This is a genomic window from uncultured Tateyamaria sp. (genome assembly GCF_947503385.1).
GTDB lineage: Bacteria > Pseudomonadota > Alphaproteobacteria > Rhodobacterales > Rhodobacteraceae > Tateyamaria.
In genome coordinates, this window is sequence record NZ_CANNDO010000005.1 from 64401 (window position 1) to 78545 (window position 14145).

General features: G+C 63.5%; 13 protein-coding genes. 2 read left to right on the plus strand and 11 right to left on the minus strand.

Translation table 11 applies throughout. From position 1 onward, the window contains the following. The first annotated feature begins 4 nt into the window (after window positions 1-4). Both Q1A85_RS16130 and Q1A85_RS16135 read left to right on the plus strand, forming a co-directional pair. Entirely contained in the window at window positions 5-1120 is a 1116-nt protein-coding gene (locus Q1A85_RS16130; protein WP_299691670.1) for a cobalamin-independent methionine synthase II family protein, read from the plus strand. A gap of 216 nt (window positions 1121-1336) precedes the next feature. Beyond that, window positions 1337-2233: an adenylate/guanylate cyclase domain-containing protein gene (locus Q1A85_RS16135; protein WP_299691672.1), complete on the plus strand. Its 897-nt coding sequence runs from the start codon at window positions 1337-1339 to the stop codon at window positions 2231-2233. Here Q1A85_RS16135 and Q1A85_RS16140 read toward each other — a convergent pair. From Q1A85_RS16140 to fabB, 11 genes are all read right to left on the minus strand, one after another. Next, window positions 2230-3462: a mandelate racemase/muconate lactonizing enzyme family protein gene (locus Q1A85_RS16140; RefSeq protein ID WP_299691675.1), complete on the minus strand. Its 1233-nt coding sequence runs from the start codon at window positions 3460-3462 to the stop codon at window positions 2230-2232. The two genes, Q1A85_RS16135 and Q1A85_RS16140, sit on opposite strands and share 4 nt — an antisense overlap. Before the next feature lie 69 nt (window positions 3463-3531). Then, a complete protein-coding gene (locus Q1A85_RS16145; RefSeq protein WP_299691678.1) occupies window positions 3532-4623 on the minus strand; it encodes an alcohol dehydrogenase catalytic domain-containing protein in 1092 nt (363 codons plus the stop codon). A gap of 100 nt (window positions 4624-4723) precedes the next feature. Continuing rightward, a complete protein-coding gene (locus Q1A85_RS16150) occupies window positions 4724-5929 on the minus strand; it encodes a TCR/Tet family MFS transporter (protein WP_299691681.1) in 1206 nt (401 codons plus the stop codon). Continuing rightward, entirely contained in the window at window positions 5926-7248 is a 1323-nt protein-coding gene (locus tag Q1A85_RS16155; protein ID WP_299691684.1) for a lyase family protein, read from the minus strand. Before Q1A85_RS16155 ends, Q1A85_RS16150 begins: the two co-directional genes overlap by 4 nt. Window positions 7249-7251: 3 nt before the next feature. Further along, window positions 7252-8040, minus strand: a complete 789-nt coding sequence (gene pcaD / locus Q1A85_RS16160; RefSeq protein ID WP_299691687.1) for a 3-oxoadipate enol-lactonase — start codon at window positions 8038-8040, stop codon at window positions 7252-7254. A 158-nt stretch (window positions 8041-8198) separates the two neighbouring features. Beyond that, a complete protein-coding gene (locus Q1A85_RS16165; protein ID WP_299691690.1) occupies window positions 8199-9392 on the minus strand; it encodes an endonuclease/exonuclease/phosphatase family protein in 1194 nt (397 codons plus the stop codon). After that, entirely contained in the window at window positions 9389-10360 is a 972-nt protein-coding gene (locus Q1A85_RS16170) for a threonine/serine dehydratase (RefSeq protein WP_299691693.1), read from the minus strand. The genes Q1A85_RS16165 and Q1A85_RS16170 overlap by 4 nt, the downstream gene beginning before the upstream one ends. Beyond that, window positions 10357-11175, minus strand: a complete 819-nt coding sequence (locus tag Q1A85_RS16175; protein ID WP_299691698.1) for an alpha/beta hydrolase — start codon at window positions 11173-11175, stop codon at window positions 10357-10359. Before Q1A85_RS16175 ends, Q1A85_RS16170 begins: the two co-directional genes overlap by 4 nt. Then, window positions 11175-11861, minus strand: coding sequence for a haloacid dehalogenase type II (locus tag Q1A85_RS16180; RefSeq protein WP_299691701.1), 687 nt, complete (start codon window positions 11859-11861; stop codon window positions 11175-11177). Before Q1A85_RS16180 ends, Q1A85_RS16175 begins: the two co-directional genes overlap by 1 nt. Window positions 11862-11994: 133 nt before the next feature. Then, a complete protein-coding gene (locus Q1A85_RS16185) occupies window positions 11995-12786 on the minus strand; it encodes an enoyl-ACP reductase (RefSeq protein WP_299691704.1) in 792 nt (263 codons plus the stop codon). 11 nt (window positions 12787-12797) lie between these two features. Next, window positions 12798-14027: a beta-ketoacyl-ACP synthase I gene (gene fabB / locus Q1A85_RS16190; RefSeq protein WP_299691706.1), complete on the minus strand. Its 1230-nt coding sequence runs from the start codon at window positions 14025-14027 to the stop codon at window positions 12798-12800. Window positions 14028-14145 lie beyond the last annotated feature (118 nt).

Here is a 14145-nt window from a genome sequence, read left to right on the forward strand (position 1 = left end):
GATCATGGTCAAAACCACCCATGTGGGCAGCTTGCCCCGCAGCCAAGAGGTCGTCGACTTCATCTTTGCCCGCGAAAAGGGCGAGGCCTACGATCCGGCCGCCTTTGACGCCGCGATGGCGCAGGCCGTACATGACACGGTCGGCAAACAAGTGGCGGCAGGCGTCGATATCGTCAGCGATGGCGAAACGTCCAAGATCAGCTATGCGACATACGTCAAAGACCGCTACACCGGCTTTTCCGGTGACAGTCCGCGCAACGCCCCCGCCGATCTCAAGCAGTTCCCCAGCTTTCTCAAGCGTCTGGCGGATGATGGCGGCACCCCGCAATACGCACGCCCCATGTGCACCGGCCCCGTGACCAGCAAGGGACAGGGCGAACTGGAAAAAGACATCGCCAACCTCAAGGCCGCGATGGCTGCGCACGGGGTCGCGCGTGGCTTTATGAATGCAGCCTCGCCCGGCGTGATTTCGCTGTTTCTGCAAAACGACCACTATCCGACGCGGGACGCCTACCTCGCCGCATTGGCCGACGCGATGAAGGCGGAATACGAGACCATTGTGGCCGCCGGTCTGGACCTGCAACTCGATTGCCCCGACCTCGCCCTGTCGCGACACATGCTGTTTGCCGATCTTTCGGACGCCGAGTTCGTCAAGATCGCGGACGCCCACGTTGAGGCGCTGAACCATGCGCTCGCGGATGTGCCGCAGGACAAGGTTCGGGTGCATATCTGTTGGGGCAACTACGAGGGTCCGCACACCTGCGACATCGACATGAACACCGTGTTCCCGACGCTGATGGCGACCAAGGCGCGCTATGTGCTGTTCGAGACGTCGAACCCCCGTCACGCGCACGAATGGACCGTGTTCCGCGACCGCAAGTCCGAGATCCCCGATGACAAGGTTCTGGTGCCCGGTGTCGTTGACACCACGACCAATTTTGTCGAACACCCGGAAGTTGTGCGCCAGCGGATTGAGCGGTTCACGAGCATCGTCGGCGCAGACCGCGTGATTGCAGGCAGCGACTGTGGCTTTGGTACCTTTGCCGGGTTCGGCGCGGTCGACCCCGATATCGCGTATGCCAAGCTGGCGGCGCTCAGCGCCGGTGCTACCCTGACCTGACGCCGATTCGCATCTGCGCGACGGAAACCCACACGGTCAGCGTGTAACCCTGAAAATCAGGCGATGAAATGCTGTGTAAAAGGCCGTTCGCCGCCTTCAGAACGGTCAAACAGTGTGATTTCGGCGTGCGAGGATGTAGACTTGCCGCATTTAAACCTGTTTGATTCTACGCGAGGCGCTTTTGGGGAGTGCCGATATTTTGGGGGTCACGCCGGCATGAGCATTGAGCGTGCGATTTTGATGGCCGATGTGTCGGGCAGTACACCGCTGTACCAACGCCACGGCGACGCAGAGGCGAGCCGCCTCGTTTTTGAATGCGTCGAAGGGATGCAGCGGATCGCAACTGCCCGCGGCGGCGATTTTGTCCGCTCCAAAGGGGATGACGTGCTGTGCCTTTTTGAAAATGCAGATCAGGCCATCGGCGCGGCAAAGGAAATTCTGGATCAGGGTGCCAATGGTGCCGTTTCCGTCCACGCGGGGTTGCATTGGGGCACCGTACTGTACCGCGGCAATGAACTGTTCGGAAATGCCATCAACGTGACGGCGCGCCTGTCCAGTCAGGCCAAGGAAAACGAAGTGCTGATCAGCAAGACGCTGGTTCGCCATGTGTCCTCGGACGAGGCATTCGATCTGCGCTCCATGGGCGAGATCACGCTGCGCGGCACGGACGTGCCAACGGAAATCTTTGCGCTTCTGGCCGAAACCGGAACCGAAGAAGACAGCGTGACCAAGATGATTGCCGCGCCCACGATGTTCAACATGCAGCAAGCCACCAAAGTGGCGAACACCGCGCTGCACCTGTCTTACGAAGGGTGGTCACAGACCGTCGCCGAAGGCGGCGAGGTCAAGATCGGGCGCTCGCCGCAATGCGATCTTGTGATGCGACAGGCATGGGTCAGCCGGGTGCACGGGGCGGTGTCCGTCCGCGGCGGCATTGTCGAATTCAAGGACAGCAGTTCTGCGGGATCGTCCGTCACAATCGGCGACCATCCGGAATTCTACATCCGCCGCCAGACCATCGCCCTGACGGGCAATGGCGTGATCGAATTGGGCAGCAGCGCCACCGGCGACACGCTCCCGCGCATCATCTACTCGGTGATGCAAAGCAACTAGTCTCGCGGCGCGGGCGCACCGCCTTCGAACGCATTGCCCTGCACATAGTCACACGGCGCTTCCTGCATCTCCAGATGCAGGCCCGCACCGGTGTAGGGATGCGCGCGGGCCAGCGCCTCGTCCACGTCGATCCCCAGCCCCGGCGCATCCGGCGGCGTGATAAAGCCGTCTTCAACCCGTATCGCGCCCTTGATCAACTGGTCATGGTACGCAGTTTCAATGCTCTCGCACATGAGAAGGTTCGGGATGGACGCGGCCAGATGGATATTGGCCGCCCATTCGACCGGACCCGCATATAGATGCGGGGCCATCTGCGCGTTGTAGACCTCCGCCATGGCGGCCACCTTCTTTATCTCCCAAATGCCGCCCGCGCGTCCCAAGGCCGGTTGCAGGATCGTCGCCGCGCCAGCGCGCAACACGGGCGCGAACTCTGCCTTGGTTGTCAGCCGCTCGCCCGTGGCGACAGGAATGCGTACGGCGCGGGCCACTTTGGCCATCTCTTCGACCGCATCGGGCGGGATCGGTTCTTCGAACCATAGCGGCTGATAGGGCTCCAGCGCCTGCCCCAACCGGATCGCCCCGGCTGTTGTGAACTGCCCATGTGTGCCAAAGAGCAGATCAGCACGGTCGCCGACCGCGTCACGGATCGCCTTGCAGAACGCCACCGACATGGAAATGTCCCGCATCCCCGGCATGTGCCCGCCGCGCAGCGTATAGGGCCCCGCCGGATCGAATTTCACAGCCGTATACCCGCGCGCCACACAGTCCAGGGCGGATTCCGCCGCCATCTCCGGCGCGGTCCAGAACCGATCAAGCCCGTGATGGGGCAGGGGGTACAGATAGGTGTAGGCCCGGATACGGTCGTTCACCCGCCCGCCCAGCAACGCCCAGACAGGCCGCTCCCGGGCCTTGCCCAGAATGTCCCAGCACGCGATTTCCAACCCCGAAAATGCCCCCATCACGGTCAGATCGGGCCGCTGGGTAAAGCCCGAGGAATAGGCGCGCCGAAACATCAGTTCGACATTCTCGGGGTTTTCACCGACCATGTGCCGGGCAAACACATCCTCAATCACGGCGCGCATCGCCTCCGGCCCGACCGAAGACGCATAGCATTCGCCCCAGCCTACAATGCCGTTATCCGTGGTCACTTTTACGAGGATCCAGTACCGCCCACCCCAACCCGGTGCAGGCGGGGCGGTCACAATCACATCCAAATCACGCAGTTTCATCACAGATCCCCTGCTTCTTCTCTTTGGCAAATACTCCGGGGGAGCCCGAAGGGCGGGGGCAGCGCCCCCTCAGCGGTCAAACACAATCACATTCCGTCGGGCCTTGCCTGCCTTGGTGTCGGCAATGGCATCGTTGATCTGGTCCAGCGACCACCGGCCCGAAATCAGGCTGTCGAGTTGCAGCCGCCCCTGCAAATACAGGTCCACCATCCACGGAATATCCCGCTGGATGACCACATCCCCCATCTTGGAGCCGACCATGCCCTGTCCGAGCGCCGCGAGGATCACCGGCTCGTATTCCGTCTTGGCACCCGAATGCGGCATACCCACCATGACGACCTTGCCCCCGACACCCAGATATCGCGGCGCTTGCTCATAGGCCGGGATTGCGCCAACCGTGACGATCACCGCCTCCGCCCCTTTACCACCCAACGCCTTATACGCCGCGCGCCATGGCGCTTTGTGGGTGGCCAGCACCCCGTGGGTCGCGCCAAAGGCCACTGCGTCGTCCAATTTGTCCTCTGTCATGTCCACGGCCACGATCCGCCGCGCGCCTGCAATGCGCGCGCCCTGAATCGCGTTGAGGCCAACACCGCCTGCGCCAATCACCACCACATCTTCGCCCGCGCGCAGGCCTGCGGCGTTGACCACCGCACCCACACCCGTGATCACACCGCAGGCAATCAGGCTTGCGGCATCCTTGGGCATGTCTCCGGGGATCTTCACCACCTGGCTTTGATCCACCACCACACGCTCGGCAAAACCGCCGCACGCCATCGCCTGGTGCAGCGTGCCGCCATCAGCCGTCTGGATCGGGCCCTTGTCCCCGTCATAGGGCGTGGCGCAGGCCGTAGGCCTGCCAGAGGCGCAGCTCGGGCACGACCCGCAGGCCCGGATCAACGTCACCACGACGCTGTCGCCCGCGGCCACGCTTGTCACGCCCGCGCCCACCGCGCGCACGCGCCCGGCGGCCTCGTGACCGTAGACCGCAGGCAGGCTGCCGCCCCATGCCCCGTCCGCGTAGGAGATATCGGAATGGCAGATTGCCACCGCGTCGAGCGTCACCTCGACTTCGCCCGGTTCAGGCGCGCGGATCAGGATGTCCTCAATCGTGAGTGGCGCGCCAAACGCCCTGCACACGGCGGCTTTGATCGTCTGCATATGTCCCTCGTGTCGCAGATGTTTGATGCGACCGTTGCGCAGCCACGCGCGCGCTGCAAGGCTGAAACCGACCCAAGCTGGCGTTCCTGAACGTCTGACGTCAGGTGAAGGCGAACCGCCGCCCGGCGCGCAGAAACACGATCAACGCTGCGGCCATCAGGACGGCTGACAGGAAAAACGGCGCTCCCGGCAGGTAGACCGGGCTGGACGGCCCTATCGCCGCCGAGAACGACGCCGTCATCACGAGTGGCGAGATCACCATGGCCAGCGCCGCCACAGACGTCAGCGCACCCTGTAATTCCCCTTGGGCATCGTCGCCCACGGATTTTGACATAATCCCCTGCAATGCTGGCGTGATCACGGCGGGCAGTGCCGCCAGCGGCGTCAGGATCAACAGCGCCGTGCCGGACCAGACAAATCCGATGATCACAAACACCGCAATATCGGCCAAGTGGCCATAGACCACAGCGCCGCGTTCCCCCAACAGCCTCAGGATCGGACGGATCGCACCGCCTTGGATCGCCGCCAGCGAAATCCCGAACAGAAACAGCGAAAACCCGATCATGCCGGGCGACCAGTCAAACCGCTCCGCAGTGTAGTAAGCCCACACCGCAGGGTAGACGGTAAATGCCACCTGATAGAGGAAATAGACCCACAGCAATGGTCCCAATCCCGGCAAGCGCGCCAAATGCCGGAACAGGCCCAACGGGTTCGCCCGGCTCCAACTGAACGGGCGGCGGATCCGGTCGTCCACGGTCTCCTTCAGCACGAGGTAGCCAAAGATCGCGTTCACACCGGCCAAGGCCGCCGCTGCGTAAAACGGCGCCCGCGTCCCGTATTCGGCCAACAGCCCCCCGACCACCGGCCCAAACACAAAGCCAAGGCCAAAGGCCGCACCGATCAGACCAAAATGTGCCGCCTTGTCCTCGGGGGCTGAAATGTCAGCCATATAGGCATTGGCGGTCGATTGGGTCGCCGCCGTGATCCCGCCCACGATACGGCCCATCAACAACAGCCAGATCGTGCCCGCCACCGCCATCACCAGATAGTCCGCGACCAGCACCACGAGCGAGATCAGCAAAACCGGTCGCCGCCCGTAGCGGTCCGACAACGCGCCCAAAAGCGGCCCGAACAGGAACTGCATCGCGGCGAAGACCGTCGACAGCACACCCCCCCACAAGGCCGCCGTTCCGATGTCGCCACCGCGCACCTCAAGGATCAGCTCGGGCATCACCGGCACGATCAGACCAATGCCCATCGCGTCGATCATCACGGTAAAAAGGATGAACAGAACGCTTGGTTTCATAAACCGTCCACACGGGCGGCAAAGGCGCGCGCCGCTGCGGGCGCATCGCCCATCTGGGCACGCGCATCGAACAGATCATCCGGCAGGCCCGGATGCGCCGTCCGCGCCACCGCCTCCAACGGCTGACCCGCAGCCACGGCGTCGGCCACCAGCGCTTTGGTCGCGGCCTGCGCCTCTGGACGTGGCATGGACGCAGCAAGGGCAAAGCTCAGCGCCTCGGCGTGGATCACACCGGCGCCGCCAAGATTTTCGGCCATCCGCTCCGACACTGGCTGTAACCCGTCCAGAACGGCACAGGCGGTTTCAATCGCAGCGGCGCAGGTCAGTGCAATCTGGGGCAGCACCATCCATTCGGTGAACCAAGCGGCCCCGTCACGCTGATGCTGATGCGCGCCTGCCGCTTGCAGGCTGGCCATCAACCCGCCCATCTGGTGGTTCAGGGCGGCCAGCACAGACGGCGCAACCGGGTTCTGCTTTTGCGGCATCGTCGATGATCCACCTGCACCCGGCAGGCGCAACTCGCCCACCTCTGACGCAGCCAGCGCCACCTGGCTCGCCCCCATCGCGGCCAAGGCCGCCACGACCTCTGCCATCCATGCGGCAATCCGCAGGATCGGAGCGCGATCCGTGTGCCAACTCCGGCCAGGATCGCCCAGTTTCAGCGCCTCCGCCACAGCCGCGCGCACCTCTGACGCCTGCGGGCCAAGGGCCGATGACGTGCCCGCCGCGCCGCTCAGCGATACAAAAAGCGCACGCGCCTGCACCTGCGGCAACCCCTCGACTGCATCGGCCAGCGGCGCACCCCATTGCGCCGCAACTGCACCAAAACTTGTCGGCGTTGCGACCTGACCATATGTGCGCGCCGCCATTGGCAGATCGGCATGACGCGCCGCGACATCCCCCAATGCGCGCAATGCAAATCGCAACCGGTCCTCCATGACCGCCAGTGTTTGGCGCAAACGCAACATCAGACCGGTGTCGATGATATCCTGCGATGTGGCACCCCAGTGCACGTATTGCGCATGGTCCGGCGCCTCCATCGCCTTGCGAAACGCGGCCACCAAGGCTGGCACTGCGACGCCGTTGCGCCCAGTCGCTTGAGCCAGTCCGGCGGGGTCGATCTGCACCTCCATCGCCGAGCGGTGAATAAAGGCACCGCTGATCTCGGGGATCACACCCGCGTTGCCCTGCGCGCGGGCCAGCGCGCCTTCGACCAGCAACATGGCCCGGACCTCTGCCGCGTCAGACCACAGCCGACCGACCTCACCCGCAGGAAACAGCCCGCCATATAAGGCCGAGGCAAACACAGATGCCGCCATGCGTTACAGATGCCCCGTCTGTGTGATGAACTCTGTCAGCAGCTTTGCGTATTCCGCAGGCCGCTCCACGCAGGGCAGGTGCCCCGCCTTTCGGATCAGCGCAAACTGGCTGCCCGGCACCAGATCCACCGTCTCGCGTACAAGATCGGGCGGGGTCGCACCATCCTCCGACCCGGCAATGCCCAGCGTTGGCAATCGCAAGGTCGCCGTAGTTGTGTAGAAATCCGTACCCGAAATGGCCGCCGAACACCCGGCATAGCCCGCATCCGGTTGCCGCGTCAGCATGTTGCGCCACAACGCAAGCTCTGGCGTCGCAAGAAATGCCTTGGAAAACCAACGGTCCATGGTGGCATCGGCCAGTGCCTCGATCCCGCCCGCGTCCACTGCGGCAATCCGGTCGCCCCACATCGCCGCTGTGCCGATCTTTGCGCCGGTGTTCGACAACACCATGGCCCGCATCAGATCCAAACGCTTCACGGCCAACCCCTGCGCAATCAATCCGCCAATCGACAGCCCCACAAACAGTGCATCGCGAAACCCAAGGTGATCCATCAACCGTTCGGCATCGCTCACCAGCGAACCCATGCCAAAGGGCGCCTCAGGGCACGATGACAGCCCGTGCCCCCGCTTGTCATAACGCAGAATACGCAGTCCCGCGGGCAGCAACGGCAGGATCGGATCCCACAACCGCATATCCGTCCCAAGCGAGTTGGCAAAGACCACGGGCGCGCCGTTTTCGGGCCCATCAATCCTGTAATGCAGGGCGACATCGCCCAGATCGACCATATGCATGTGCGTTCTCCCGAGACCTGCGCCCATCTGACGTATCGGCACCGCGACTTGCAAGACGGGCCTGCGTTTCTTCTGACCAAAAATACCACGGGGGAGGCGCGACAGCGCCGGGGGCAGAGCCCCCCCAAAGACTGTCGTGGGCGCAGCCCTCAATCAGATCACGTGCGCAGACGCATATGCGCGATGATCTGGCCGTGATCCGATGCGAGCTTGTTGTACGGGGCCTCCGGGTGGCTGCCGTCGGTCAGGTGGTCGTTCAGCACGCTGAAATACTCCATCCGTCCAATATTGTCCGGACTGCCCTCGATAAAGTGACGCGACATGTAAATCTGATCAATGCTCTCATACACACCACCAAACGCCGCCGTATAGATCATATCGCGGCTTGATTTGCGCACGAATTGCGCTTCCGCCGAATGCAGGCGCACCGAATCCATGGCTTCGCGGATATCCGTGTCCTCGGCCTCGGAATACCGGTCGCGGGGTGTCTCGGCATCATGGCGCAGCATCCACGCGTAGTTTTTGAACGGGTGTTCGCCGCTGATGATTTCCGAACTGACTGCGTTGGCCCCATCATTGAAGTCGCCCGTCACCAGCACCGGATGCCCGGCCTCGATCTCTGCCACGACGGCGCGGCGCAACACCCACGCCTCTGCCATCCGCCGCAATGAGGCGCGCACACTGCCCAAGGCACGTGCAACCGGATCATAGGCGGTCAGGTCCGCCTCCGGCGCAAAGGCAGCGCCGTCGGGGCGCAGGAATTCGCCCAGTTTCGACTTCAGGTGGCAGGTGAATACGGTCACGACCTGATCGCCGACGGGCACCCGCACCTTCAGGATAGGGCGGCTCAGCCGGGTCAGGGTGAAACGCCCCCCGCCGGTGGCACCCATGGGGCCAAAGTCAATCTCGACCGGCTCCGACAGGTGCTGGATCACCTCTGGCTCATAGACAAAACCGAACCGTGACAGGATCGCGACGCCGGGGCGTCGCCGTCCGGCTTCGCCCGTGTCATTCAGGTTGGGTGCAACCGCCAACGCCGCGCCCGTATAGGGATGATATTCGAGCTTGTTGAAGATCGCCTTGCGGCGATACCGTTTGGACGCATCCGGCAGGTGGGCGTCGTTGCCCAATGTCCCTTGCCGGTCCGCCTCGACAATCACGTCGCGCAGCGCGCTTTCCTCGAAAATCTCCTGAAAACAGACGATGTCGGCATTCATCGCCTGCATCTGTTCGGCCAGCCAGTCTACCTTCCACGCGTATTCCTCGGGCGTGTAACTTTGAAACCGGTAATATTCCTGATCCGCACCAATCAGATTTTTGACGTTAAAAGAGGCGATGGTGAATTCGGTCATGTGAGCGTGTCCAATGCGCGTTGAAACAGGGTCGGATCGACATTGCCCCCCGAAATGGTGACGATGACATCCGCCCCGTCTAGGGCGTCCTGCCGACACAAAGCGGCAGCAAGGGCGACGGCGCCACCGGGCTCTGCCACGACCTTGAGCCGCAGGAACGCCTGTGCCACCGCCATCATCGCCTCCTCCTCACTCACCGCCAGACCCGGGCCACAATGCGCCTGAATGATCGGAAAGGTGATGTCGCCCGGACAGGGCGTCAGGATCGCGTCACAGATGTTGCCGGAGGTCGCGGCGTTGCGCTCGATCTCGCCGGATCGGAGCGAGCGCGCCACATCGTCGAACCCCTCCGGCTCTACGGGTCGCACGCGCAGACCCGGTGCGTCTGCGTTCAGCGCCAGCGCGATGCCCGCGGTCAGCCCGCCGCCACCGCAACACACCAGCACGTCGGCCTCGGACACACCGATCTCTGCGGCCTGCGCGGCAATTTCGAGGCCCGTTGTACCTTGGCCTGCAATCACCTGCGGCTCGTCATAGGGTTTGATCAGCGTCAGCCCACGCTCTTCGGCCAGCGCCTTGCCGATCTCTTCGCGGCTTTGCCCGTCGCGGTCATATAGCAGCACTTCGCCACCCAGCGCGCGCGTGTTCTCAATCTTGAGCGCGGGCGCGTCGCTGGGCATCACGATCACCGACGGCACACCGTGCAGCGTGGCCGCATGTGCCACGCCCTGCGCGTGGTTGCCGCTGGAAAATGCGATGACGCCCCGCGCCCGCACGTCGGGGTCCAATGCCGACAAGGCCGACCACGCGCCGCGAAACTTGAAGCTGCCGGTGCGTTGCAGGCATTCCGGCTTGATCCAGACGCGCCGCCCCGCGATTTCGTCCAGAAACGGAGAGGACAGCATCGGCGTGCGCCGTGCGTGCCCGTCAAGCCGCGCAGCCGCGGCGCGGATCATGTCGATATTCATGCCAGTTGCTCCATCCAGGTGGCCAGCGCCGCCACCGCTTCGGGTTCATCCAGAAACGGCACGTGGCCCCGGTCCGGCACCTCTGCGTGGATCATGCCGGGGTGGCGATCCTGCATCCTTTGCGCGGTCTCGGCACTCAGCAGGTTCGACCCGGCGCCCCGGATCAGGCAGGTGGGCTTGCCCGCCAGCGCGTCGAAAAAGGGCCACAGGTCCGGCACATCGCCACCTGCTTCGATCGCGTCACGCAGATGCGGATCATAGGTGATCTCGAGGCCCGCATCGGTCTGGCGGTAGTGCAGTTGCGCCTCTGCCATCCACCGCTCGGGTGGCACGTTGGCAAAGCCGGGCAAGGAGACGGCCATGGCAGCGGCCATGGCGGCGTGGGTGCCCAGCAGGGGGGGCTTGCCCAGATAGTCCATGACCGCGGCCATCCCTGCAGATTCCAGTTCCGGTCCGATGTCGTTCAGGGCCGCACCGATCAGCCGGTCCGGGGCAGTGGCGGCCAGCCCCATCGCATTGAGCCCCCCGCGCGAGGTGCCGAGGATGGCCACCCGTGGCAGGCCCAGATGGTCCATCAATTCCATCACGTCGCGGATTTCGACGGGCAGGGTGTAGTTGCGCCAGTCCGGATCCCAGTCCGACTGTCCACGTCCACGGTAGTCGAGCGTGATGACACGGCAGGGCGGCAGGTGCGGGCGGGCATAGTCGAAATCCCCCCCGGTCCGAGTGAGACCGGCAAGGCACAAAAGCGGCAAGCCCGCACCCTCATCGGTGTAGTGCAGGTTCAGCCCATCCGATGTGGTAAACGTCGCCATCAGAGGCCCGCCAGCGCCGGAATGCCGGTCAGGTCTGTCAGCACATGTTGCGGCGTCCACGGCAGCCGGTCCACCGGCTCGCCCGCGCGGTTCACCCATGCCGTGACAAACCCATAGCCTGCGGCACCCGCGGCATCCCAGCCGTTGGAAGACACAAACAGAACTTGGTCCTTTGCGACGTCAAACCGCTGGCCGACAAGGTCATAGACCCGCGCGTCCGGCTTGAAGATGCCAACCGACTGCACGGACAGACAATCGTCCAGCATATCCCCGATCTGTGCCGACTGGACCGCACCGGCGAGCATGTCCGGCGACCCGTTGGACAGGATCGCAGTGTTCAGCCCGGCGTCCTTGAGCGTGCCCAGCATCGCAGGCACCTCGGGGTAAGCCTCCAGCTCCCAGTAAAGGGCCAGCAGACGCGTGCGCAGGGCCGCATCACCGGCATGGCCCGTCTTTTCCAACGCCCAGTCGAGCCCGTCTTGGGTGACCTCCCAAAAATCGGTGTGGGCGCCGGTGATGGCGCGCAACCACGTGTATTGCAGCTGTTTCAACCGCCATTGTTCGGCGAGGATGGGCCAGTCATCGGCCAGCGGGGCAAAGGACGGCTCACTGGCCGCCTGCCGTGCGGCGGCGGCCACGTCAAAGAGGGTGCCATAGGCGTCAAAAATGCAGGTTGTGATTGGCATGGGGCAGTTCCTTTGCCCGGCCACAGTGGCACGCCACGGCCCGCGCGGAAAGAGGGAGCAGAGAAGCGGATTTCGCGGGCAGATGCCCCGCCGTTCGCCTCGAATGCCCGTCGGAAACCGATACCGCGACCGCTCAGAGGTGGTCGGGTTGGGGCATCCCAAGAGTGTGGAACCCGCCATCGACCCGGATCACCTCTCCGGTTGTGCAGGCCCCCGCTTCGGAACACAGGTAAACCGCTGTGCCCCCCACGGCCTCCAGTGTCGCGTTGGCCCGCAACGGGGCGTTCTGTTCGGTGTGCTTATAGGTCTTGCGCGCGCCGCCGATGGCCGCTCCTGCCAATGTCTTCATCGGGCCGGGCGAAATTGCGTTCACGCGAATACCCTCGGGGCCCAGATCGTTTGCCAGATAGCGCGTGGCGGATTCCAGCGCCGCCTTGGCCACGCCCATGACATTGTAGCTGGGCACCACCCGGTTCGACCCCTGATAGGTCATGGTCAAAAGCGTGCCGCCCTTTTCGATCATCATCGGGTGCGCGCGCCGCGCGCATTCGATGAACGAATAGACCGAGATATCCATTGAATTCTTAAAGTTCGCGCGGCTCGTGTTCAAAAACCGACCCGTCAACTCGGACTTGTCCGAAAACGCGATGGCGTGCACCAGAAAGTCGATTGTGTCCCAACGTTCGGCCAGCGCGGCGAACCCGGCGTCCAGTGACGCGTCGTCCGTCACGTCCATATCGACCAGAAAATCGGACCCGACACTTGCTGCAAGCGGTTCAACGCGCTTGCCAAACGCTTCTCCCTGATAGGAAAAGGCAAGCTCGGCCCCCGCCTCGTGCATAGCCTTGGCAATGCCCCACGCGATGGAACGGTCATTGGCCACACCCATGACGAGGCCGCGTTTTCCCTTGAGCACATCAGACATTCAAAAAACTCTTACCCGTGAAATTTCGAAAGGATCATTGATCCGTTGGTGCCGCCAAAGCCAAAGGAGTTGGTCATCACACTGTCCAGACCCGCATTTTCGACCAGCGCCGTGGCCACCTCGCCTGCGTTGAACGCAGGATCCAGATTGTCCACGTTGATCGACGGCGTGATAAAGTCATGCTCCAGCATCAGCAGACAGAACACGGCCTCAAGCGCGCCAGCCGCGCCTTGCGCATGGCCTGTCATTGATTTGGTTGAACTCACCACCGGCTGTGTGCGGCCTTCAAAGGCGCGGCGGACCGCCTCCATCTCGGGTGCGTCGCCTGCCGGGGTCGAGGTGCCGTGCGCATTGATGTAACCCACCTCGCGCCCTTCGGGCAGCGTGTCCAGCGCCAGCTTCATCGCCAGTTCCGCGCCTTCGCCAGAGGGGGCCACCATGTCGTGGCCATCAGACGTCGCGGCATAGCCTGTCACTTCGGCGTAAATCTTGGCACCCCGGGCGCGCGCGTGTTCCAGCTCTTCGAGCACCAGCATCCCGCCCCCGCCCGAGATCACGAAACCGTCCCGGTCCGCGTCAAACGCACGGGACGCTTTTTCCGGTGTGTCATTATATTTCGACGACATCGCGCCCATCGCGTCAAAGAGGCAGGACAGGGTCCAGTCCAGTTCTTCGGCCCCACCGGCGAACATGACATCCTGTTTGCCCAGCATGATCTGCTCGGCCGCGTTGCCGATGCAGTGCAGGGATGTCGAACAGGCGGAGGTGATCGAATAGTTGATCCCCTTGATCTTGTAGGACGTGGCAAGGTTCGCGCTGATGGTCGAAGACATGCATTTGGGCACCGCAAACGGGCCGATCCGTTTGGTGGCCCCGGTCTTGAGCACGGTCTGATGCGCGCTCAGCATGGCCGAGGTGGACGGCCCGCCGGATCCCGCGACAAGGCCGGTGCGCGGGTTCACGATATCGTCTTCGGTCAGGCCCGCGTCGGCAATGGCCTGCCCCATCGCGATATGGGCATAAGCCGCGCCGGGGCCCATGAACCGCAACGTGCGCTTGTCCACAAGCGCCGCCACATCAAGGTCGATGGTCCCGGCGATCTGGCTGCGAAATCCGTGTTCAGCCATCTCGGGGCTGGCTTCGATCCCGGACCGGCCAGCCTTCAAAGAGGCCAGAACCTCGTCCACGGTGTTTCCGATGGAAGAGACGATGCCAAGGCCCGTCACCACGACACGTTTCATGTGCAAACCTCCGGTTTGACGCATCGCATGTGCGCACTCCTAACATTGGGTCAGCGCTATGTAGGACGGTGCGGCGGTGCGGTGCAAGCGGCTATGTTGACCCCGCTTGTGCCCTGTG

Bases quoted from the DNA above. Each gene is read 5' to 3' on its own strand.
- Q1A85_RS16130 (WP_299691670.1), top strand. From the start codon at position 5: ATGGTCAAAACCACCCATGTGGGCAGCTTGCCCCGCAGCCAAGAGGTC.
- Q1A85_RS16135 (WP_299691672.1), top strand. From the start codon at position 1,337: ATGAGCATTGAGCGTGCGATTTTGATGGCCGATGTGTCGGGCAGTACA.
- Q1A85_RS16140 (WP_299691675.1), bottom strand. From the start codon at position 3,462: ATGAAACTGCGTGATTTGGATGTGATTGTGACCGCCCCGCCTGCACCG.
- Q1A85_RS16145 (WP_299691678.1), bottom strand. From the start codon at position 4,623: ATGCAGACGATCAAAGCCGCCGTGTGCAGGGCGTTTGGCGCGCCACTC.
- Q1A85_RS16150 (WP_299691681.1), bottom strand. From the start codon at position 5,929: ATGAAACCAAGCGTTCTGTTCATCCTTTTTACCGTGATGATCGACGCG.
- Q1A85_RS16155 (WP_299691684.1), bottom strand. From the start codon at position 7,248: ATGGCGGCATCTGTGTTTGCCTCGGCCTTATATGGCGGGCTGTTTCCT.
- pcaD (WP_299691687.1), bottom strand. From the start codon at position 8,040: ATGCATATGGTCGATCTGGGCGATGTCGCCCTGCATTACAGGATTGAT.
- Q1A85_RS16165 (WP_299691690.1), bottom strand. From the start codon at position 9,392: ATGACCGAATTCACCATCGCCTCTTTTAACGTCAAAAATCTGATTGGT.
- Q1A85_RS16170 (WP_299691693.1), bottom strand. From the start codon at position 10,360: ATGAATATCGACATGATCCGCGCCGCGGCTGCGCGGCTTGACGGGCAC.
- Q1A85_RS16175 (WP_299691698.1), bottom strand. From the start codon at position 11,175: ATGGCGACGTTTACCACATCGGATGGGCTGAACCTGCACTACACCGAT.
- Q1A85_RS16180 (WP_299691701.1), bottom strand. From the start codon at position 11,861: ATGCCAATCACAACCTGCATTTTTGACGCCTATGGCACCCTCTTTGAC.
- Q1A85_RS16185 (WP_299691704.1), bottom strand. From the start codon at position 12,786: ATGTCTGATGTGCTCAAGGGAAAACGCGGCCTCGTCATGGGTGTGGCC.
- fabB (WP_299691706.1), bottom strand. From the start codon at position 14,027: ATGAAACGTGTCGTGGTGACGGGCCTTGGCATCGTCTCTTCCATCGGA.